Source organism: Plesiomonas sp. (genome assembly GCF_051650925.1).
Lineage (GTDB): Bacteria > Pseudomonadota > Gammaproteobacteria > Enterobacterales > CAMTGL01 > Plesiomonas.
Genome location: NZ_JBOFRH010000188.1, coordinates 26,763 through 46,001 on the forward strand (window position 1 = coordinate 26,763; position 19,239 = coordinate 46,001).

Below are 19,239 nucleotides of genomic sequence, written 5' to 3' on the forward strand. Positions count from 1 at the left end.
CAATGGCTGGTTTTTTTCTCTAATAAAATAATTGTGACTTATCGGTGAATGGTTATACTAGAGATGTTTTATTTTTGTTTGTTTTGTGTGATGCATAGGAGCGTGCAAAATGAGTACAACAATGACAACAACAATAGGTACAACCAAAATGCGTAAAGTCAGTAAATTACTGATGTTAACCCTCGGTGCCGTATTATCGCTGTCAGCGGTGAGCCTGCCTGCACACGCTGATGTTGAGTCTTCCATGAAGACCATTGCCCGCAACTACCGTGCTGCCGGAAAAGCGGATACGCCTGAAGCGTTGAAAAAAGATCTACAAGCAATCAAAACGGCTGCATTGAAAGCCAAAGAACAAATGCCGACCAAACCAAAAGGTATCACTGAAAACAGTCATGCTCATCACACCTATATCGAGGGGTTAGATAAGCTGCTTGGCCAAACGGATCAGGCTATTGCCTTGGTGGATACCGGTAAAATGAAAGAAGCTAAAGCGATGTTAGATGAGATGAAATTTGCCCGTGATCACTACCATAAAGAACTGAAAGTAAAAGATTAATATGCGCGAGCATTGGGATAGTGTAGTGAGAACAACCCACTGGTTAATTGCAGTGGGTTTTATTGCCAATCGTTTTATTAATGAACCGGGTGAATTGGTACATGAGCGTATTGGCTGGTTAATTTTGGCATTAGTGATAATACGCTTGCTGTGGGGTGTCAGTTTTGCGCCTCAACCTGCACGATTAGGCCAATTTTTACCTAGCTGGCGTGGATTGCGGCATCATTGGGGGGAGATAAAAACCCGTCAGTTCTCTTCGGCATTAGGCCATAATGCGTTGGGTGCGCTTGCAGTCTGGGCATTCTGGTTTGGCCTAATCCTAATGGTGTTGACTGGTTGGGCACAAGATACCGAATTGGGCGATAACTGGCCGATCAGCACGTTACACAGTGGCTTAGCCAATGCGTTAACCGTATTGGTTGTTGTGCACATTATCGGTGTTGTGGTTATGTCATACCTGAGTAAACGTAATCTTGTTGCAGCAATGTTGCCTGATATTTCGGGGCCTGATAAAAATAGGCCGGATAAATAAATTATTGCAAACTCACACAGGAATAGACTGAGCGTATGTTTATTTCTGTGTTTTATTTATTTCCCATTGTATTTTATTTTTAGTATTAATATTAGCTACTGTACTTATTATTGATTAAAGTTATTACTCTCTAATATGAACAATAAAAAGATATTTCCTGGCAATTATCGAGTTCATTATACTTGTATGATGGAAATATAAAATAGATGGAATGTATGAGCAGATTACTGTCGAATAGATATTCTGGTTTAATTTTAAAAAATAAAAAATAAAAAATAAAAAATAAATGATCAAATCAGCGTAAAGAGCGATGCGTCTGCATCACTCTTCATCAAATCCGGCATTAATCAGCTCAACCACTGCATGCAATGCCTCTGCGGCCTGAGGGCCGTTGGCTTGAACTTCAATGGTTTGCCCTTGTGCTGAAGCTAACATGATCATTGCCATGATACTGCTACCCTCAGCCTCTTTACCATCATCACTGCGCAGCCATATGTCTGCATCAAAGCTCTGCATTAGTTCAAAAAGTTTCATCGCTGGCCGGGCATGTAAACCCAGCCGATTTTTGATTTCAACTGTTGTTTTGAGCATCTTTTGGCCGTTTTTCTAATGTTCGGTGGCGCGACTGCACATTTTTACCCCGTGTACGGAAGTAATCAGCCAGTTGCTCAGCAATATACACAGAGCGGTGTTTACCACCGGTACAACCAATAGCAACGGTAAGGTAGCTACGGTTATTGGTCTCGAGCATCGGTAACCACTGCTCAAGATAGCTGCGCGTTTGGTAGATAAAGTTGTGCACTTCAGTATGTCGAGCTAAAAAGGCAGCAACCGGTTTATCCAGACCTGTCATCGGGCGCAGTTTTGGATCCCAGTGCGGGTTAGGCAAAAAGCGCACATCAAAAACATAATCAGCATCAATCGGAATACCGTGCTTAAAGCCGAATGACTCAAACACCATGGTCAATTCACGCTCGCGTTTACCCAGTAGCCGTGAACGTAGCATTTCAGCTAATTCATGCACCGACATCTCTGTGGTATCAATCACCAAATCGGCACGTGAGCGTAGTGGCTCTAGTAGCTCATTTTCAGTATCAATGGCACTTTCAAGGGATAAACTCTGGCTAGAGAGCGGGTGCAAACGGCGGGTATCACTGTAGCGTCGAATTAGTGCATTGCGGTCTGCATCTAAAAACAGCAGTTGTGGAATAAAGCCTTCGGGTAGATCGCTCAACGCTTTATCCAGCTCGGCCGGAGAGTCGGGCAGGTTACGCACATCAATACTGACTGCGGCAGAGGTTTGTCGATTAAGCAGCGTTTTTGCTAACTCAGGTAACAGAGCTACCGGTAAATTATCGACACAGTAAAACCCCATATCTTCAATCGCCCGTAAGGCGACTGATTTTCCTGAGCCTGAACGTCCACTGACGATCATTAACACCATGATCGCGACCCCTTATTCTGCAATCAAAATCTGATACAGCTCTTCATCGGTTTGAGCTGTTCTTAAACGCCGGCAAACGGCTTTATCTGACAGTCGTTTTGCCACTGCCGATAAGGTCTCTAAGTGTTCTTTACACTGATCTTCTGGCACTAACAGTGCAAACAGCAGATCAACCGGTTGATTATCAATTGCATCAAATGGAATAGGCTGCTCGCTACGCAAAAAAACGGCAACAGTAGCACTGCCTATTTCGGTTTTTCCGTGCGGGATCGCAATGCCGTTTCCAATGCCGGTGCTGCCCATTTTTTCACGGGCCAGCATCGCCTCAAACAGTGTTTGAGCAGGGATGTTGACGCGTTGCGCTGCCAGCTCACTGATAATTTCCAGTGCGCGTTTTTTGCTGGAGCAATGGACTGCACTTCGCGTACAGTCCAGTGAAAGCACAGTGCTTAGTTGCATAATTACTGCTTGTGTAGTTTATCTTTATGTTTAGTTAGCTGACGGGAAAGCTTATCAATCAGCAGATCAATGGCTGCATACATAGTTTCATGCTCGGCAGAAGCGTGTAGCTCGCCGGCATTAACATGCAGAGTGGCTTCAGCAATTTGAATATTTTTCTCAACCGTTAAAACCACATGTACATTGTTAATATGCTCAAAGAAGCGTTCAAGCTTACTGAATTTTGTACTGACATAGTCGCGTAACGCTTCTGTGATTTCTACATTATGACCTGACAGATTAATTTGCATAAGCGTCTTTCCTCATCCTGTTGTATCAAACCAAGCGTTTACGCTGATTAGATGGGGGTATCGCAAGTGATTCACGGTATTTGGCAATAGTCCGCCGTGCAACCATGATCCCCTGATCCGCAAGCATTGAGACGATTTTACTGTCGCTCAGCGGTTTTGCGGGGTTTTCTTCTGCAACCATCCGTTTTACAAGAGCACGGATCGCCGTAGAGGAACACTCGCCACCGTCATCGGTACTGACGTGGCTGGAAAAAAAATACTTCAGTTCAAAAATGCCGCGTGGGCTGTGTAAAAACTTTTGTGTAGTGACGCGGGATATGGTCGATTCATGCATTTCCACACGTAACGCTACATCAGCAAGTACCATCGGCTTCATGTGTTCATCGCCATACTCAAAGAAATCTTGCTGATGTTCAACAATACAGCAAGCCACCTTGAGCAGCGTATCATTCCGACTCTCTAAGCTTTTAATCAACCACTTTGCATCTTGCAAGTGGGATCGAATAAATTGTGAGTCAGCGCTGTTATTTGTTTGGCGCGACATTGCCGCATACTGCGGATTGATTGACAAACGCGGTGTTGCATCACCGTTGAGTTCAACATGCCACGCGCCGGCCATTTTCCTGACTGCCACATCAGGGATCACATACTCGGTTTCGCGTTGGCATACGCTGTGTCCGGGTCGTGGGTCTAGCGTTTGAATTAATGCTATCGCTACTTTCAGATCATCATCTTTTAGTCGAGTTTCGCGGGTTAATCCCCGAAAATCGCGGTTTGCCAGCAGATCAAGATGATCACTGATGATTATCTGTGCTTGTTTGCGTGCTGGAGTTTGCTTTGGCAGCTGCTTTAACTGCACCAGTAAACATTCACGCAGATCTCGGGCAGCAACGCCGAGCGGATCAAAATGTTGCACCCGAGTCAGTACCGCTTGTATTTCATCGATATCGATACTGTTGTCACCAAGGCTTACTCGGATCTCCTCAAGTGACTGCGTAAGGTAACCCGCATCATCTACGGCATCGATCAATGCAACTGCAATGGCATGATCAATATCACTCATGCGTGACAACTGTGCCTGCCAAAGCAGATAGTCATGCAGACTTTCACGCGTCTCACCTTGGTAAAGCGGTGCATCACTGTCTACAGTATGGCTGCCACTGACCATTGGTGCACTGTTTGTGCTGTAAATATCATCCCACGATGCATCAACAGGTAACTCTTGCGGCAATTGTTGCTGATCGAGTGCATCGCGTGAGTCAAAATCGTGTTCAGCTTGCTCTTCATGATACGTCTGCTCATGTTCATCGGCATTGAATGCTTCAGACTGAGTATACGTTGACTCCGATATCTCGGATGACATTTCTTCAATATCATCGGCAAGTTCAAGCAGAGGGTTACTGTCAAGCGCTTGTTGGATCTCTTGCTGTAGCTCAAGCGTTGACAACTGCAACAGGCGAATAGCCTGTTGTAGCTGAGGCGTCATCGCTAATTGCTGGCTAAGCTTGAGCTGTAAACTTGGCTTCATGTAACCTCAAATATCTGTTACACCTTCAACATGAAGGGAAAATGCAGTATGCAGCATTGATGTGAAATCAATATACAACATGCAATCAACACGTAATCAAATAGAGACTCTGTTGTGCAGATGATAATACGTTATAAACGGAATTGATCACCTAGATATACGCGTTTGACATGTTCGTCGTCTAAAACTTCTGCAGGAGTCCCGTGCGCAATCATATGGCCTTGACTTACGATGTAAGCATGTTCACACACATCAAGGGTTTCACGCACGTTATGGTCGGTAATCAGTACACCGAGGCCGCTATCACGCAGATGTTCAATGATTTTTTTGATATCAATAACCGAAATCGGGTCAACACCGGCAAACGGTTCATCAAGGAGGATAAACTTAGGGTTAGCTGCCAAGGCGCGGGCAATCTCAACCCGCCGGCGCTCACCGCCTGATAAAGCCTGACCTAAGCTATCGCGAATATGCTGAATATGAAACTCATCAAGCAGCTCTTCAGCGCGATCAAGGCGGCCTTTATCATCTAAATCCTGTCGGGTTTCGAGTACCGCCATTAGGTTTTTATAGACACTCAAGCGCCGAAAAATAGAGGCCTCTTGCGGCAAATAGCCGATCCCTTTGCGTGCTCGCGCATGCATCGGCAACAGGCTAATATCTTCGTCATCAATACGAATGCTGCCATTATCACGTGCAACTAAACCAACCACCATATAAAAAGTGGTGGTTTTACCTGCACCATTCGGGCCGAGTAAGCCGACAATTTCGCCGGATTTCACGGTCAGACTAACATCGACCACCACTTTGCGGCCTTTATAACTTTTGGCTAAATTTTCTGCGATCAACGTTGCCATTTAGTTGCTACTTTTCTTGTTGGAGTTATTGAGCTGAGCCGGTTGCAGCACAGTGACAACCCGCTGACCTTTATTGCTGAACGCTTCCATTTGCTGCTTTTGCATCAAATAGGTTATGCGGTCGGCCTTCACGCTGCTGTCTAGTTGTTTGAGTTCTGCGTTATCGATCAGTTCCACAAAATCAGTACCTAAATCGTAACGCATTTTATCGGCGTAGCCATCAACCGGTTTGCCGTTATCCTGCATTTGATAGAAGGTGGCCGGTTTACCAAAGGCTTCGATAATTTCTTTGCCTTTCTCATCTTTTGGTCTGATAACAACCACTTTATTGGCGGTCACTTTGATTGTGCCTTGTGTGAGCACGACATTACCGGTAAATACCACGGTATTGGTCGCCAGATCGAGAGACTGCTGCTCTGAGTTGATGTTAATTGGCTGGTCGGTGTCGCCTTTGACAGCAAATGCGGGGCGGCTCAACATCACCAGAGTAAAAGCGGCCAGTAAACTACGGTTTTTTAATTTCATAATACGATTTTACCTGCTCTTGAAGTGCTGCCGTTCGATTGCGTAAGTTACCGACCATCTTCAGACCGGTCGAGGTGAAGTTGGCACCGTATAGTTTCACTTCGGTATCAGAGGTTATATCTTGCGTCTTCAGATTGATGGTCGCCTGTGCGGTTTCAAGGCGCTCAAGCTGTGATTCTGGTGTTAGGCTGTTAACCTCAACGTTGTTCTTCAGATACAGCATCCGATCTTTGGTTAATACGGCACTGTCGGCACGCACCATCCAGATGGGAATTCCTGTTTGTGAATAGAGCGTCATCAGGGGTTGGGTAAAATCAGTATCCCCCGTTTCAGCGTAATATTTCACCTTGGTTGAGACCAATTTATAGTGCAGTTTCCCTTCTGGATCATACACTACGGTCAGCATATTGTTGCCCCAAAACGAAGGATCGCCTTTTACTGTACCCAGCGTCGGGGCGACCTGCTCAGAGGTGGCGACAAGCCACCCGACAAGTACGATTGCAATCGCGCCGAGAAACAGACTCAGGCGGACATTCATATAGAGTGCCCCTGTGCGCTTTCAAGTTTACCTTGTGCCAACAAAATCAGATCGCACAGTTCACGTACTGCACCATGCCCACCTTTAAAATTGGTGGTGTAATCAGCGCGAGGCAGCAACAGCGGGTGGGCATCTGCCACACAGACTGACAGTCCAACCTCTTTCATTACCGGCCAGTCAATTAGGTCATCGCCAATATAGGCTACCTGCTCGGGGCGTAGATCCAAGGTACTTATCAGCTCACGAAAGGCGATAATTTTATCGAGTTGCCCCTGATACAGGTGGGTGATCCCAAGTGTTTTAGCGCGGTTAGCAACCAGTTGTGATGAGCGGCCGGTAATGATCCCGACTTCAATATCAGAGGTCAGCAGACAGCGAATGCCATAACCATCACGCACATGAAATGCTTTTAGCTCTTCGCCCTGATTACCCATATAAATTAACCCATCAGACAGCACACCATCAACATCGCAAATAAGCAGTTTTATTTGCGCGGCGCGCTCCAGTACCGAACGCTCTACGGCACCGTAACAGGTATCAATTAACATTATACTACTCCGGCTTTTAACAGATCATGCATGTGGATAACGCCCACAAGCACATCATTTTGTGTCACCAACAGGCACGAAACACAACGCTTTTGCATCATATTGAGTGCCTCAACAGCTAATGATTCAGGGTCAATGCGCAGGCCACCGCGTGTCATTACACTTTCGATGGCAATATTATTCAGATCGTGGTGTAAATCGAATACCCGACGCAGATCGCCGTCAGTAAAAATGCCCTGAATATGCATCATGTCATCACAGATTACTACCATTCCCAGTTTCTTGCGGGAAATTTCCAACACGGTATCGCGTAAACTGGCTGTTGGCGCGATAAAGGGCAGATCATCGCCGGTATGCATAATATCTTTTACTTTCAGCAGCAGCTTACGCCCGAGTGCACCACCGGGGTGCGACAGTGCGAAGTCATCGGCGGTAAAACCGCGTGCTTTGAGCAGTGCAATGGCAAGAGCATCACCCATCACTAAGGTTGCAGTGGTGCTTGATGTCGGGGCAAGACCCAGTGGGCAGGCCTCTTGCGGTACATGAATACACAAATGAGCATCTGATAGCCGACCCATGGTGCTGTCAGGTTTACTGGTCATGCAAATCAACGGGTTACCAAGACGCTTAATCACGGGGATCAGGGTTAAGATCTCGTGCGCTTCACCGGAATTTGAGATAGCCAGAACCACATCATCTTTGCTCAGCATCCCTAAATCGCCGTGACTGGCTTCGCCTGGATGAACGAAAAATGCAGGCGTCCCAGTGCTGGCAAAGGTGGCGGCAATTTTGCGCCCAATATGGCCTGATTTCCCCATTCCCATGACAACCACTTTGCCGCTGCATTCGTAAATTAATTTACAGGCGTGCGCAAAATTGGCGTCAATATACTGATCGAGCTGATCAATACTGTCACGCTCAATAGTCAGAACGTGGCGTCCCCAGTGCTGGAAGTCAAAAGCATTTGGCATCATGGCTCTCGCAAATTTAAAAGAGTTTTCGCAAAAAGTGTGCAACACCACCATCGTTTATGGTGTGGATTGTCTTACGCCTGCATCTGTTGCAGCAGCATGGTCAGATAAGCAATGAAACTGCCCAATAACAGCACGCCGGCAATACGGCCAATGCGATGGCTGCGACGCAGACACAGTGCCGCTAAAAACAGGCTAGCCCCCATCATAACCATAAAATCGCGGCTAAATGCTGCGGGGTCGGTTGCAAAAGGGGAAATTAATGCTGGAATACCCAACACAGTCAAGATGTTAAAGATATTTGAGCCAATGATATTGCCCAGCGCCATATCATCTTCACCCTTGAGTGCGCCGGTAACTGAGGTTGCTAGCTCTGGTAAACTCGTGCCAATGGCGATCACGGTCAGGCCAATAATCAGCTCGCTCATACCCAATGCATGTGCAATCACGGTGGCATTATCCACCATCAGTTTTGATGAGAGAGGCAGCACAATGAGGCCAACAATTAACCAAAAACTGGCCCGGCCACGACTGACACCTTCAGGAATATCATCATCGGGCTCAGTACTGCCGGTGCGTGCCGCAGAGCGGGCAAGGTGTGTCATATAAAGCATAAACAGCGCAAACACGGCTAATAGGATAAAAGATTCTATTCTGCCCAAATAATTGTTGTACAACAAAATGCCGGCCAGTACAGAAACGCCCAACATAATGGGTAATTCACGTTTAATAATCGTTGTGTTGACTTTTAGCGGGCAGATTAGCGCCACTACACCTAAGATTAACAGGATATTGGCGATATTCGAACCAATCGCATTCCCGACTGCCGTATTGCTGTGCCCACTGAATGCGGCTGTGGCAGAAACCACCATTTCAGGGGCAGAGGTGCCCATACCGACGATGGTCATACCGATAATCAGTGGCGGAACATGAAAGCTTTTTGCTAATGCTGCAGCGCCGTAAACAAGGCGGTCAGCACTCCAGACCAATAAAACTAAACCCAGCACTAATAAAGAAACGGCAAGCCACATTAAGTAAATCCTGTTGTGATAATTTGTGGTTTAATACATCTGCAATGTTGCAGTACAATTTGTAGTCATCACACTGATGTAGTCATCTTGTTTAATTACAGCATGTAATGATCATCTGTAATAGACATTGATAGGATAAGTGATGGCTAAATACCGCCTTAGCATGTGGTATTGCGGCTAATTTTGACTGCCGAACGGCAAAAAGTAAAACGGCAACATTCATTCATGGGTGTGTTGAGATATTAGCGTGGAATGCCTATCATGCCCGCGGCCTAATTATCTCGGTTATTTAAAGAGAACGTGATGACTCATACTCAGACTCACTTGGTAGAAGTCCGCAATATGAGCTTCTCCCGTGGCGATCGGCCGATTTTTGAGGATATTAACCTCAGCGTTCCCCGTGGCAAAATTACTGCCATTATGGGGCCGTCAGGGATCGGCAAAACAACATTATTGCGCTTAATTGGCGGGCAATTACAGCCTACCTCCGGCGAAATTTGGTTTGATGGCGATAATATACCGTCATTGTCGCGCCGTCAGCTGTATGACGTGCGCAAAAAAATGAGCATGCTATTTCAATCAGGCGCGCTATTCACTGACTTAAATGTCTTTGAAAATGTGGCATTTGCACTGCGTGAACACAGTCAGCTACCCGAGCCTTTATTACGGCAAGTTGTATTAATGAAGCTCGAGTCAGTGGGATTACGTGGTGCTGCTGATTTGATGCCGGCCGAGTTGTCAGGCGGCATGGCCCGCCGAGCAGCACTTGCCCGCGCGATAGCCCTCGATCCTGAACTCATCATGTTTGATGAGCCTTTTGCGGGGCAAGATCCGATCAATATGGGGATCTTAGTCACGCTGATTCGTCAGCTCAATCAATCGCTGGGCTTGAGTTGTATTGTGGTATCGCATGATGTGCCGGAAGTGCTCAGTATTGCAGACTACGCCTATATCGTTGCAGAACAACATGTGATTGCTCACGGCGCACCACAAGCGCTGCGTGAGCATACTGACCCTCGGGTTCGCCAATTTCTCGATGGAAAAGCCGATGGCCCAGTGCCATTTAGTTTTCCCGCTCAGGATTACCGTACGGAGTTATTTGGCTAATGTTACTCGATACGCTGGCTTCATTTGGCCGCAGCGGGCTGCAAACCTGTGCTACCTTCGGGCGGGCAGGAATAATGCTGGCTGGTGCGCTAATTGGGCGGCCACAACCGCGTAAACAGTTCCCATTGCTACTGCGTCAGCTTTACAGCATTGGCGTGCAATCGTTACTGATTATTTTAGTCTCGGGGCTTTTTATTGGCATGGTGCTGGCCTTGCAAGGTTACATCATTCTGGTTGATTTTGGCGCAGAGACAAGCCTTGGGCAGATGGTTGCCTTATCGCTGTTTCGTGAACTCGGGCCTGTTGTCACCGCCTTGCTGTTTGCTGGGCGTGCCGGCTCTGCTATCACCGCAGAGATAGGTTTGATGAAAGCCACTGAACAGCTCTCTAGCCTTGAAATGATGGCGGTAGACCCGTTACGCCGAGTCATTGCTCCGCGCTTTTGGGCCGGTGTCATCAGCATGCCAATTCTTTCAACCATCTTTGTCGCTGTAGGGGTATGGGGTGGTTCGGTGGTGGGTGTTGACTGGAAAGGCATTGACCACGGTAGTTTTTGGTCAGTGATGCAATCTTCGGTCAGTTGGTCATATGACCTGCTGAATGGCTTTTTAAAAAGCGTGGTTTTTGCCATTACCGTGATGTGGATTGCCCTGTTTAATGGATACGATGCCGTCCCTACGTCGGCAGGAATTAGTCAGGCTACGACTCGCACAGTTGTGCACTCGTCGTTAGCCGTATTAGCATTAGATTTCGTGCTTACCGCACTGATGTTTGGGAACTGATCTGCATGCAGCAAAATAGACGATTGGAAATATGGGTAGGTATTTTCATGTTAGTAGGTTTAGCCGCTCTGGTTTTTTTAGGGCTAAAAGTTGCTGACATTAAAGCCTTGGGCAGTGAACCGACATACCGCTTAACCGCCACCTTTGACAATATCGGCAGCCTCAAGCCACGTTCACCGGTGAAAATTGGCGGAGTGGTTATCGGTCGGGTCACCGCTATTTCACTGAACACCAGCAGCTATCTGCCCCAAGTGGAACTGAGTATTTTAGCCAAATATAACGATATTCCTGAAACCAGCTCACTGTCGATTCGTACCTCAGGGCTGTTAGGTGAGCAATATTTATCACTGACGCCAGGTTTCATTGATACCGATACCGCCATTTTGAAAGATGGCGATAAAATAGAAGACACCAAATCCGCCATGGTGCTTGAAGATCTGATAGGTCAGTTCTTGTACAACACCGGTGGCAGTAACAACACAACCAATGCGGCAGAAAGTTCAGCTGGCGCACATTAAAGAATAACGTTTAGGAGATACCGAATATGTGGAAGCGTTTTATGATGCTGGCTCTGCTGGTTATCACCCCTTGGGTGCATGCTGCTGACACCAGTAACCCGTATGTATTAATGAACCAAGTGGCTGATCAGCTGTTTACTGATTTGAAAAACAAACAGCCACAGATTAAGCAAAACCCTAATATGCTTAAGGATATTGTACGCAAAGAGCTGATGCCTTATGTGCATGTGCGTTATGCCGGTTCACTGGTGCTTGGCCGTTACTTCAAAGAAGCCACTGAAGCCCAGCGTACAGCGTACTTTGCCGCGTTTGATCAGTATCTGGTACAAGCCTATGCACAGGCACTAACCTTGTACTCAGGCCAGAATCTGAATATTGAAAAAGAGAAGCCACTTGGTGACAGTAACATCGTTTCCATTCGCGTTGATGTGCTTGAGCCTGGCAAAACGCCAACCCGCCTTGATTTTAAGTGGCGTAAAAACAGCAAAACGGGTGAATGGCAAGCGTATGACATGATTGCCGAAGGCATCAGCATGATCTCTACCAAACAAAATGAGTGGGCCGGTGTACTGCGCTCTGGTGGTATTGATGCACTGACTAAAGTACTGAAAGATTCTGCCGCCGTTCCTATCACATTAAAGCAGAAAAGCTAATGACAGCACGTGTACAATGGCTGCCGGAACAATCAGGTCGTGTTCTCCTTACTGGAGAGCTCGACCGTGATTCTCTACTCGATTTTTGGGCCGAGCGTGATAATCTCATCCCCGCGCAGCAGGCGTATGAGATTGATCTAAGCCGATTAAAACGGATTGATTCAGCTGGGTTGGCATTTTTGATGACATTGCTGGTAGAAGCCAGTGAAAAGGGCAGCATTTGTACACTGGTTAATATACCAAGTGCCCTCGTCACACTGATCGATTTATCGAATCTGACTAAGATTATGTCGCCGTATATCAACATGCCTGAATCTAAAACAGACAGTCACCTTGTGTAGCACCACCCAAAGTAATCGAGCATAAAATAATCGAGAGTAAAATATGGATAACAATGAAATTAAAAACATCCTGATCAGTGCGTTATCTCTCGATGATGCTTACGTGACCGGTGATGGAAGCCATTTTCAGGTTATTGCTGTTAGCGAACAGTTCACAGCAATGAGCCGCGTTAAAAAACAACAAACCGTCTATGCACCTTTGATGGAATATATTGCAGACAATCGCATTCATGCGCTGTCTATAAAAGCATTGACCCCAGACGAATGGCAACGTGAGCGAAAGTTTCTGCTGCCAAGCTAGTTAATCGAGAGCAGGATTAATGGATAAATTTCAAGTAACAGGGCCTACCCGCCTACACGGAGAGGTGAACATCTCCGGTGCGAAGAACGCTGCATTGCCTATTTTATTCGCCGCGCTGTTGGCTGAAGAGCCGGTAGAAATTCAAAATGTCCCGCACTTGCGGGATATCGACACCACCATGAAACTGTTGCGCCAGCTTGGTGCAAAAGTGGAACGTAACGGTTCGGTACACGTTGATGCTCGTGATGTTAACGAATTTTGTGCGCCGTACGATCTGGTGAAAACCATGCGTGCCTCTATCTGGGCTCTGGGCCCGCTGGTGGCACGTTTTGGCCGTGGTCAGGTATCACTGCCGGGCGGTTGTGCCATTGGTGCACGCCCTGTTGATCTGCATATCAGCGGCTTACGCCAGCTTGGGGCAGATATCCAGCTCGAAGAGGGGTATGTTAAAGCCTCGGTGAATGGTCGTCTGACCGGTGCACATATCGTGATGGATAAAGTCAGTGTGGGTGCTACGGTTACCATCATGAGTGCTGCAACACTGGCTACCGGTACAACCGTGATTGAAAATGCCGCACGTGAGCCGGAAATTGTTGATACTGCAGACTTCCTCAATACCCTTGGTGCTAAAATTTCCGGTGCAGGTACTGATCGTATTACCATTGAAGGTGTTGAGCGCTTAGGCGGCGGTGTGCATCGGGTTGTTCCTGACCGCATCGAAACCGGTACTTTCTTGATTGCGGCGGCAATCTCCGGAGGCCGTGTTGTTTGCCGTAATGCCAAACCTGAAACGCTCGATGCTGTACTGGCAAAACTGCGTGAAGCCGGTGCTAAAATTGAGACCGGAAAAGACTGGATCAGCATCGATACCGAAGGGAAGCGTCTGAACGCGGTCAATATCCGTACCGCTCCGCATCCGGGTTTCCCAACCGATATGCAAGCACAGTTTACCTTGCTGAACATGGTTGCAGAAGGCACGGGTGTAATTACCGAAACGATCTTTGAAAACCGTTTTATGCATGTGCCTGAACTGATGCGCATGGGAGCACGTGCCGAGATCGAAGGCAACACCGTTATCAGCAAAGGTGTGGCGACACTCAGCCATGCTCAGGTGATGGCAACCGACTTACGCGCATCAGCAAGTTTAGTCTTGGCTGGTTGCATTGCCAACGGTGTGACAGAAGTTGACCGTATTTATCACATCGATCGTGGTTATGAGCGTATCGAAGATAAACTGCGTGGTTTGGGTGCAAAAATTGAACGTGTAAAAGCTGACGCATAATCTGCGTACTTTTGTACCTTAGAAAATAAAAAAGGCCTGTCGGGGTTTATCCGACAGGCCTTTTTTATTGCAGAGAGACTTAACTGCATACGTTTCTATACGCGCGTTTTATGGCTTATCTCCCCAGTATACAAAACCGCCAATATTGCTTTTGGTTGTCAGTCATTGGCGTTCACTGGGGGTTATTCAATGCGTAGGCTCAGAGTCAATGAATGGGGTATTCACTGACCGTAACCGGAATCGTCATCTCTTTACCATCACGGATCAGCGCAACCTGAATGGTTGATCCTGGGCGGATCTCTGCCACCTGATCCATCACACCAACGGCACTGACCGCTACCTTGCCATCAATGGATGTCACAATATCACGCACCTGCAAACCGGCGATTGCCGCAGGGCTGGTTGGTTCAATTGCGCCGATAATAATGCCTTGTACCCGCTCAAGGTTAAAATGCGGACTTCTTGCCGGAACAACCTCACGGCCCTGAACCCCGATATAACCGCGGATCACCCGTCCATCCCGGATCAGCTTATTCATGATTTTGCTGGCTAGCGCCACCGGAATAGCAAAGCCAATGCCTTCCGCCGCCTCACCAGAGTTGCTCTTATCTAGACTGAGTGTGTTAATACCCACTAACTCGCCCAGACTGTTTACCAGTGCACCGCCGGAGTTACCACGGTTAATTGATGCATCCGTTTGCAGGAAATTTTGTCGGCCAAACGTACTCAAACCGATACGCCCAGTGGCACTGATAATACCCTGTGTAATAGTTTGCCCCAGATTATAGGGGTTACCGATAGCCAATACGACATCCCCAACACGGGCAGGGCGCTCTGAGTTTTGCGGAATTTCAGGCAGACTGGTTGAGTCAATTTTCAGTACCGCCAGATCTGTCATCGTATCAGAACCAACTAACATCGCCTCAAACACACGGCCATCTTGTAACGCGACAATAATCTGATCAGCACTGGCAATAACGTGCTGATTCGTCAGAATATAACCACGTGGGTCCATAATCACGCCGGATCCCAGATTGCGGATCCCCAGCGTTTGATCTTCGCTGGTTTTACCCATGCTGCGGTTATACACATTCACCACCGCAGGCGCAGCGCGGCGTACTGCCGAATTAAAACTGATGGGTTGCTCTGTGCCGATGGATAAATGCGGTGCAGGCAGCACCATAGAACTTTTACGTATTTCAGGATAGAGCCAGAGCACCAGCAAGGCAGCCAGTATTCCCAGTACAATCGCTTTAAGTAGCTTTGCAAGCATAATGGCAGTCAGTTGATGTTGTGAAGCAGAAAGAGAAAATCAGGATACCGTTACGGCATCCTGATTCGGTAGAGTATCGCAGCATATCAGGCCAGATGGACATGATATGCCGCCATAAAACCCCACAGGGTTGTGCTGTTAACGCAGCAGCACATACAGTGAGGCATCCCCACGCAGAATATTCATCGCAATAACCGGTGGCTTGCTGTCTAACACTTTGCGTAGCTCACCGAGATTTGCTATTGGCTGACGGTTGATACCAATAATCACATCACCATTTTGTAAGCCAATCCGCGCAGCAGATGAGCCTTTCGTCACTTTGGTGATCTGTACGCCGTGATGTTCACCTTTGCTGTAGTTGAGCAACTCAGCGCCTTCTAATCCCGGATACAGATTTGATGCGTTAGTCTGCACATCATCACTTTGTGCCAGCGTCACATCAGCATCAAGCGGCTTACCATCACGCAGCAGACCGAGTTTTACGGTTTTACCTGCGCCCATCGTTGCAATCTTGGCACGCATCTCAGCAAAGCTGGCAACCGGCTGGCCGTCCATCATCACAATCACATCACCGGCTTTAATACCGGCTTTTGCGGCGGCTGAATTGGGTACAACCTCACTGACGAATGCCCCTTTTTGCGCATCCAAATTGAACGCTTTGGCCAGATCTGGGTTCATTTCACCGGCTTTAATACCCAAAATACCGCGGCGTACACCACCAAACTGGATTATCTGATCAACTAAGTTTTTCGCCATGGTACTTGGAATCGCAAAACCGATACCGACGTTACCGCCGCTTGGCGCTAAAATAGCCGTGTTGATACCAATGAGCTCACCGTTTAAGTTCAGCAGCGCGCCGCCTGAGTTGCCTTGGTTTATTGCTGCATCGGTCTGGATAAAGTTCTCAAAGTTCTCCAGATTTAATCCGGTACGGCCCAGTGCAGAGATAATCCCAGACGTTACAGTTTGCCCCAAACCAAATGGATTACCTACTGCTACGGCAAAATCACCCACTCGTAAACCATCTGAATTGGCCACTTTAATTGCGGTCAGATCTTTTGGGTTCTCCAGTTGCAACAAGGCAATATCAGATTGCTTGTCTGCACCGAGTAATTTTGCTTTAAACTCACGGCCATCTTTCAGTTGTACACTGATTTTATCAGCCCCATTAATCACATGGTTATTGGTGATGACATAACCTTTCCCAGCATCAATAATCACACCAGAACCGAGTCCGCGAAATGGGCGCTCGCTCGACTGTTCAGTCGGGAAATCAGGGCCAAAAAAGAACTTAAACTCTTCCGGTAAACGCTGACGCTGTACCTGAGTACCTTCCACAGAGATTCCGACAACAGCAGGAAGTACTTTTTCCAGCATAGGGGCAAGGCTTGGCATCTCTTGCCCGTTGACCGCCGCAGGAAGCGCTGCAAGCGCCGGAACCGGACTCAAAGATAAGCCTAAACTTAACGTTAAAGCGCTCAGTAATAGCACTGGTTTTTTCATAGCAACACATCCAACAATCAAGAAAACAGAATTCAGTAAGGAAAAAGCAATACCGCCGTTCAAAAAGAACAACTTACCACTAAGACTACTGATGTTTTGCTTAGTTCACTAAGTAACCGACTTCCCCAGTGTTTTTTAAGCTTGTGGTTTTTTAGGGTTGAATATGCCGGTGTGTTGATCAGGGTAATCGCGCGGCATACTGATTGGCGCTTGATCATTATCAGCTTCGGTTAAACGATAGCGGAATGGATTATCCTGTTTTGGCAGCTCAGGCAGCAGTTGATTCGAGGTTTTTGCCATATGCTGATACAGCTTACGGTAATCATTAGCCATGTTATCCAACAGCTCTGCACTGTGTGCAAAATGATCAGTTAACTCTTGGCGATACTGCTCTAACTCGTACTTATTTTTTTCGAGTTCAGTTTGTATTTTTTTCTGCTTACGCAGATCTTTTTGCGTAAAACGGGCCAGAATCATACCCAGCGCCAAACCAAGAATGAAAATAAGCGCACTAATCCAAGTCATAATTACTCCTAGGGAAAACCAAGCTTAATCAGCAAGGTGGCTATTATGCCACTGTCTTTACTGCTGCCACTATACCTGCTCTTGCAGGCTGCGTGATACTATAAGCGTTATCTTTTAGCGTGATAGAAAGCACGTTAAGACTATAACGAATATTTATACAGGAAGTGGTCGAACAATGGACGTGACTCCACCTAGCCAACGTTATCAGCAATTGTTGCTAGAGCCGCAATTCAGCCCTGATGCAGCTCAACAGCAAGCGGTACAGGCGTTAGATCGCCTTTTTCTGCAATTAGTTCAACATACCACTACGTCAGCACCGTTGAATACCCTGTTTTCCTCACATAATACGCCTTTAAAAACAGAGCCTGAGCAAAAGTGGGGAATAAAGTTCTGGATGCGCCCGTTTGCATTGTTGCAGACCCGTTTTTCGCCTCCGATAACACCAGCCGAGCCGATACTGGGCGTATACCTGTGGGGGGGCGTTGGCCGTGGAAAAACATGGTTGATGGATCTGTTCTACGATGCTTTACCCGGTAATCGCAAATTGCGTATGCACTTTCACCGTTTTATGCATTACGTACACAGCGCATTAAATGAGCAAAAAGGGCGTGCCGATCCGCTTATTCATATTGCGCAGCAACTGAGTGAGCAGTATACCGTTATCTGTTTCGATGAGTTTTTCGTTTCTGATATTACCGATGCGATGTTGCTCGGTGGATTGTTTGAAGCCTTGTTTGCGCGGGGTGTGGTGCTGGTGGCAACCTCAAATGTGCAACCAGACGATCTTTACCGCAATGGATTACAACGTAGCCGGTTTTTACCGGCTATTGCACTGATTAAACACCATTGTCAGGTGTTATCGGTCGACAGCGGCATAGATTACCGTTTACGTACACTGCAACAGGCTGAAATTTACCATTGGCCGCTTGATGCGCTGGCTGAAAATAATATGCAACACTATTTTTCCCGCCTAAGTACTGAGCAACCTTTGCGTGATCATGCCATTTTAATTAATCAGCGGCAGATTTTGGTTAAGGCCGAATCTGCCGGTGTGCTGATGGTTACTTTTAACGCATTGTGTGAACAACCACGTAATGCGGCTGATTTTATTGCACTCTCACAGCGTTACCATACTGTGTTATTAACGCATGTTTGCAGTATGTCAGAAGAGAATAATGATACCGCTCGGCGTTTTATTGCCTTAATCGATGAATTTTACGAACGTAAGGTAAAATTAATTATTTCGGCTGAAACCGCGCCAGAACAGCTCTATCAGGGGAATTTATTGCGTTTTGAGTACCAAAGATGCTTTTCCCGCTTGCAAGAGATGCAGAGCATAGATTATCTTGCGCAGCCTCATTGGTCGTAATTGCAGATGTGATGCAAAAAACAGTCGATTTTATCGGCGGTCTTCACTATAATCTTGCGACCCCACGTTACATTGGTAGTCCCCGCCAATACGGTGCTAGCAAACTCAACTCGAAGGGGTTGTTGTGCTTGGCATGTGAGCGTGAATTTTCATCATTCCCGACGTTAATTCACCGGGTGTAACTTTTTTATTGGGTAAGCTATTTCATGAAAACTTTTGTAGCTAAACCAGAAACCGTTAAGCGCGACTGGTATGTAGTAGACGCAAACGGCAAGACTCTGGGTCGTCTGGCGACCGAGCTGGCTC

General features: G+C 47.0%; 24 protein-coding genes and 1 pseudogene. 11 read left to right on the plus strand and 14 right to left on the minus strand.

Going from position 1 to position 19,239, the window contains the following annotated elements:
- Positions 1-121 precede the first annotated feature (121 nt).
- Both ACRC27_RS04500 and ACRC27_RS04505 read left to right on the plus strand, forming a co-directional pair.
- Entirely contained in the window at positions 122-556 is a 435-nt protein-coding gene (locus ACRC27_RS04500; protein ID WP_438639291.1) for a cytochrome b562, read from the plus strand.
- A 1-nt stretch (position 557) separates the two neighbouring features.
- Complete coding sequence (locus ACRC27_RS04505; protein WP_438639292.1) at positions 558-1,088, plus strand: cytochrome b/b6 domain-containing protein; 531 nt, start codon at positions 558-560, stop codon at positions 1,086-1,088.
- Positions 1,089-1,409: 321 nt separating this feature from the next.
- Here ACRC27_RS04505 and npr read toward each other — a convergent pair whose 3' ends face one another.
- The 11 genes from npr to ACRC27_RS04560 form a co-directional block, all read right to left on the minus strand.
- A complete protein-coding gene (gene npr / locus ACRC27_RS04510; protein ID WP_438622258.1) occupies positions 1,410-1,679 on the minus strand; it encodes a PTS phosphocarrier protein NPr in 270 nt (89 codons plus the stop codon).
- Positions 1,660-2,532, minus strand: coding sequence for an RNase adapter RapZ (gene rapZ / locus ACRC27_RS04515; protein WP_438622259.1), 873 nt, complete (start codon positions 2,530-2,532; stop codon positions 1,660-1,662). Before rapZ ends, npr begins: the two co-directional genes overlap by 20 nt.
- A 12-nt stretch (positions 2,533-2,544) precedes the next feature.
- A complete protein-coding gene (gene ptsN, locus ACRC27_RS04520) occupies positions 2,545-2,991 on the minus strand; it encodes a PTS IIA-like nitrogen regulatory protein PtsN (RefSeq protein ID WP_438622260.1) in 447 nt (148 codons plus the stop codon).
- Between the two features lie 2 nt (positions 2,992-2,993).
- The gene (gene hpf, locus ACRC27_RS04525; protein WP_438622261.1) at positions 2,994-3,281 is read right to left on the minus strand and encodes a ribosome hibernation promoting factor; all 288 of its coding nucleotides are present in this window, start codon (positions 3,279-3,281) and stop codon (positions 2,994-2,996) included.
- A gap of 25 nt (positions 3,282-3,306) precedes the next feature.
- Positions 3,307-4,809, minus strand: coding sequence for an RNA polymerase factor sigma-54 (locus ACRC27_RS04530; protein ID WP_438622262.1), 1,503 nt, complete (start codon positions 4,807-4,809; stop codon positions 3,307-3,309).
- 131 nt (positions 4,810-4,940) lie between these two features.
- The gene (lptB, locus tag ACRC27_RS04535) at positions 4,941-5,666 is read right to left on the minus strand and encodes an LPS export ABC transporter ATP-binding protein (RefSeq protein WP_438622263.1); all 726 of its coding nucleotides are present in this window, start codon (positions 5,664-5,666) and stop codon (positions 4,941-4,943) included.
- Positions 5,667-6,191: a lipopolysaccharide ABC transporter substrate-binding protein LptA gene (lptA, locus tag ACRC27_RS04540; RefSeq protein ID WP_438622264.1), complete on the minus strand. Its 525-nt coding sequence runs from the start codon at positions 6,189-6,191 to the stop codon at positions 5,667-5,669.
- Positions 6,172-6,729: an LPS export ABC transporter periplasmic protein LptC gene (gene lptC, locus ACRC27_RS04545; RefSeq protein ID WP_438622265.1), complete on the minus strand. Its 558-nt coding sequence runs from the start codon at positions 6,727-6,729 to the stop codon at positions 6,172-6,174. Before lptC ends, lptA begins: the two co-directional genes overlap by 20 nt.
- A complete protein-coding gene (gene kdsC / locus ACRC27_RS04550) occupies positions 6,726-7,277 on the minus strand; it encodes a 3-deoxy-manno-octulosonate-8-phosphatase KdsC (protein ID WP_438639293.1) in 552 nt (183 codons plus the stop codon). The genes lptC and kdsC overlap by 4 nt, the downstream gene beginning before the upstream one ends.
- Positions 7,277-8,251 (minus strand): arabinose-5-phosphate isomerase KdsD, encoded by a 975-nt coding sequence (gene kdsD / locus ACRC27_RS04555; protein WP_438622267.1) that lies wholly within the window; start codon positions 8,249-8,251, stop codon positions 7,277-7,279. The genes kdsC and kdsD overlap by 1 nt, the downstream gene beginning before the upstream one ends.
- A 71-nt stretch (positions 8,252-8,322) precedes the next feature.
- A complete protein-coding gene (locus ACRC27_RS04560) occupies positions 8,323-9,279 on the minus strand; it encodes a calcium/sodium antiporter (protein ID WP_438622268.1) in 957 nt (318 codons plus the stop codon).
- A 303-nt stretch (positions 9,280-9,582) separates the two neighbouring features.
- Here ACRC27_RS04560 and mlaF point away from each other — a divergent pair, with 303 nt between their 5' ends.
- From mlaF to murA, 7 genes are read left to right on the plus strand one after another with little or no spacing between them, the layout of a single operon-like run.
- Positions 9,583-10,386 carry a phospholipid ABC transporter ATP-binding protein MlaF gene (gene mlaF / locus ACRC27_RS04565; RefSeq protein ID WP_438630244.1) on the plus strand — a complete coding sequence of 268 codons (804 nt, stop codon included), beginning with the start codon at positions 9,583-9,585 and terminating at the stop codon, positions 10,384-10,386.
- Positions 10,386-11,168, plus strand: a complete 783-nt coding sequence (gene mlaE / locus ACRC27_RS04570; RefSeq protein ID WP_438622270.1) for a lipid asymmetry maintenance ABC transporter permease subunit MlaE — start codon at positions 10,386-10,388, stop codon at positions 11,166-11,168. Before mlaF ends, mlaE begins: the two co-directional genes overlap by 1 nt.
- Positions 11,169-11,173: 5 nt before the next feature.
- Entirely contained in the window at positions 11,174-11,686 is a 513-nt protein-coding gene (mlaD, locus tag ACRC27_RS04575) for an outer membrane lipid asymmetry maintenance protein MlaD (protein WP_438630246.1), read from the plus strand.
- A 26-nt stretch (positions 11,687-11,712) separates the two neighbouring features.
- A complete protein-coding gene (gene mlaC / locus ACRC27_RS04580) occupies positions 11,713-12,339 on the plus strand; it encodes a phospholipid-binding protein MlaC (RefSeq protein WP_438639294.1) in 627 nt (208 codons plus the stop codon).
- Complete coding sequence (locus tag ACRC27_RS04585; protein ID WP_438622273.1) at positions 12,339-12,680, plus strand: STAS domain-containing protein; 342 nt, start codon at positions 12,339-12,341, stop codon at positions 12,678-12,680. Before mlaC ends, ACRC27_RS04585 begins: the two co-directional genes overlap by 1 nt.
- 43 nt (positions 12,681-12,723) lie before the next feature.
- The gene (ibaG, locus tag ACRC27_RS04590; protein WP_438622274.1) at positions 12,724-12,981 is read left to right on the plus strand and encodes a BolA family iron metabolism protein IbaG; all 258 of its coding nucleotides are present in this window, start codon (positions 12,724-12,726) and stop codon (positions 12,979-12,981) included.
- 19 nt (positions 12,982-13,000) lie between these two features.
- Positions 13,001-14,263 (plus strand): UDP-N-acetylglucosamine 1-carboxyvinyltransferase, encoded by a 1,263-nt coding sequence (murA, locus tag ACRC27_RS04595; RefSeq protein WP_438622275.1) that lies wholly within the window; start codon positions 13,001-13,003, stop codon positions 14,261-14,263.
- Between the two features lie 205 nt (positions 14,264-14,468).
- On the opposite strand, the gene degS is transcribed toward murA, so the two are convergent.
- The 3 genes from degS to zapG form a co-directional block, all read right to left on the minus strand.
- Entirely contained in the window at positions 14,469-15,536 is a 1,068-nt protein-coding gene (gene degS / locus ACRC27_RS04600) for an outer membrane-stress sensor serine endopeptidase DegS (protein WP_438622276.1), read from the minus strand.
- Between the two features lie 138 nt (positions 15,537-15,674).
- Positions 15,675-17,039, minus strand: coding sequence for a Do family serine endopeptidase (locus tag ACRC27_RS04605; RefSeq protein WP_438631042.1), 1,365 nt, complete (start codon positions 17,037-17,039; stop codon positions 15,675-15,677).
- A 135-nt stretch (positions 17,040-17,174) separates the two neighbouring features.
- Positions 17,175-17,564 (minus strand): Z-ring associated protein ZapG, encoded by a 390-nt coding sequence (zapG, locus tag ACRC27_RS04610; RefSeq protein WP_438622278.1) that lies wholly within the window; start codon positions 17,562-17,564, stop codon positions 17,175-17,177.
- A 175-nt stretch (positions 17,565-17,739) separates the two neighbouring features.
- Between zapG and zapE the strand changes: the two genes are divergently transcribed.
- Together zapE and rplM are read left to right on the plus strand one after the other, a co-directional pair.
- Positions 17,740-18,933 carry a cell division protein ZapE gene (gene zapE, locus ACRC27_RS04615; RefSeq protein ID WP_438639295.1) on the plus strand — a complete coding sequence of 398 codons (1,194 nt, stop codon included), beginning with the start codon at positions 17,740-17,742 and terminating at the stop codon, positions 18,931-18,933.
- Between the two features lie 206 nt (positions 18,934-19,139).
- A pseudogene (gene rplM / locus ACRC27_RS04620) lies at positions 19,140-19,239 on the plus strand (50S ribosomal protein L13); the annotation flags it as partial.

Excerpts from the sequence above, each read along its gene's own strand:
- mlaE (WP_438622270.1), top strand. The coding sequence starts at position 10,386 with ATGTTACTCGATACGCTGGCTTCATTTGGCCGCAGCGGGCTGCAAACC.
- ibaG (WP_438622274.1), top strand. The coding sequence starts at position 12,724 with ATGGATAACAATGAAATTAAAAACATCCTGATCAGTGCGTTATCTCTC.
- lptC (WP_438622265.1), bottom strand. The coding sequence starts at position 6,729 with ATGAATGTCCGCCTGAGTCTGTTTCTCGGCGCGATTGCAATCGTACTT.
- ACRC27_RS04560 (WP_438622268.1), bottom strand. The coding sequence starts at position 9,279 with ATGTGGCTTGCCGTTTCTTTATTAGTGCTGGGTTTAGTTTTATTGGTC.
- degS (WP_438622276.1), bottom strand. The coding sequence starts at position 15,536 with ATGCTTGCAAAGCTACTTAAAGCGATTGTACTGGGAATACTGGCTGCC.
- rapZ (WP_438622259.1), bottom strand. The coding sequence starts at position 2,532 with ATGGTGTTAATGATCGTCAGTGGACGTTCAGGCTCAGGAAAATCAGTC.
- hpf (WP_438622261.1), bottom strand. The coding sequence starts at position 3,281 with ATGCAAATTAATCTGTCAGGTCATAATGTAGAAATCACAGAAGCGTTA.
- npr (WP_438622258.1), bottom strand. The coding sequence starts at position 1,679 with ATGCTCAAAACAACAGTTGAAATCAAAAATCGGCTGGGTTTACATGCC.
- lptB (WP_438622263.1), bottom strand. The coding sequence starts at position 5,666 with ATGGCAACGTTGATCGCAGAAAATTTAGCCAAAAGTTATAAAGGCCGC.
- ptsN (WP_438622260.1), bottom strand. The coding sequence starts at position 2,991 with ATGCAACTAAGCACTGTGCTTTCACTGGACTGTACGCGAAGTGCAGTC.
- ACRC27_RS04505 (WP_438639292.1), top strand. The coding sequence starts at position 558 with ATGCGCGAGCATTGGGATAGTGTAGTGAGAACAACCCACTGGTTAATT.
- mlaD (WP_438630246.1), top strand. The coding sequence starts at position 11,174 with ATGCAGCAAAATAGACGATTGGAAATATGGGTAGGTATTTTCATGTTA.
- lptA (WP_438622264.1), bottom strand. The coding sequence starts at position 6,191 with ATGAAATTAAAAAACCGTAGTTTACTGGCCGCTTTTACTCTGGTGATG.
- mlaC (WP_438639294.1), top strand. The coding sequence starts at position 11,713 with ATGTGGAAGCGTTTTATGATGCTGGCTCTGCTGGTTATCACCCCTTGG.
- murA (WP_438622275.1), top strand. The coding sequence starts at position 13,001 with ATGGATAAATTTCAAGTAACAGGGCCTACCCGCCTACACGGAGAGGTG.
- mlaF (WP_438630244.1), top strand. The coding sequence starts at position 9,583 with ATGACTCATACTCAGACTCACTTGGTAGAAGTCCGCAATATGAGCTTC.
- ACRC27_RS04500 (WP_438639291.1), top strand. The coding sequence starts at position 122 with ATGACAACAACAATAGGTACAACCAAAATGCGTAAAGTCAGTAAATTA.
- zapE (WP_438639295.1), top strand. The coding sequence starts at position 17,740 with ATGGACGTGACTCCACCTAGCCAACGTTATCAGCAATTGTTGCTAGAG.
- ACRC27_RS04585 (WP_438622273.1), top strand. The coding sequence starts at position 12,339 with ATGACAGCACGTGTACAATGGCTGCCGGAACAATCAGGTCGTGTTCTC.
- ACRC27_RS04605 (WP_438631042.1), bottom strand. The coding sequence starts at position 17,039 with ATGAAAAAACCAGTGCTATTACTGAGCGCTTTAACGTTAAGTTTAGGC.
- kdsC (WP_438639293.1), bottom strand. The coding sequence starts at position 7,277 with ATGTTAATTGATACCTGTTACGGTGCCGTAGAGCGTTCGGTACTGGAG.
- kdsD (WP_438622267.1), bottom strand. The coding sequence starts at position 8,251 with ATGATGCCAAATGCTTTTGACTTCCAGCACTGGGGACGCCACGTTCTG.
- ACRC27_RS04530 (WP_438622262.1), bottom strand. The coding sequence starts at position 4,809 with ATGAAGCCAAGTTTACAGCTCAAGCTTAGCCAGCAATTAGCGATGACG.
- zapG (WP_438622278.1), bottom strand. The coding sequence starts at position 17,564 with ATGACTTGGATTAGTGCGCTTATTTTCATTCTTGGTTTGGCGCTGGGT.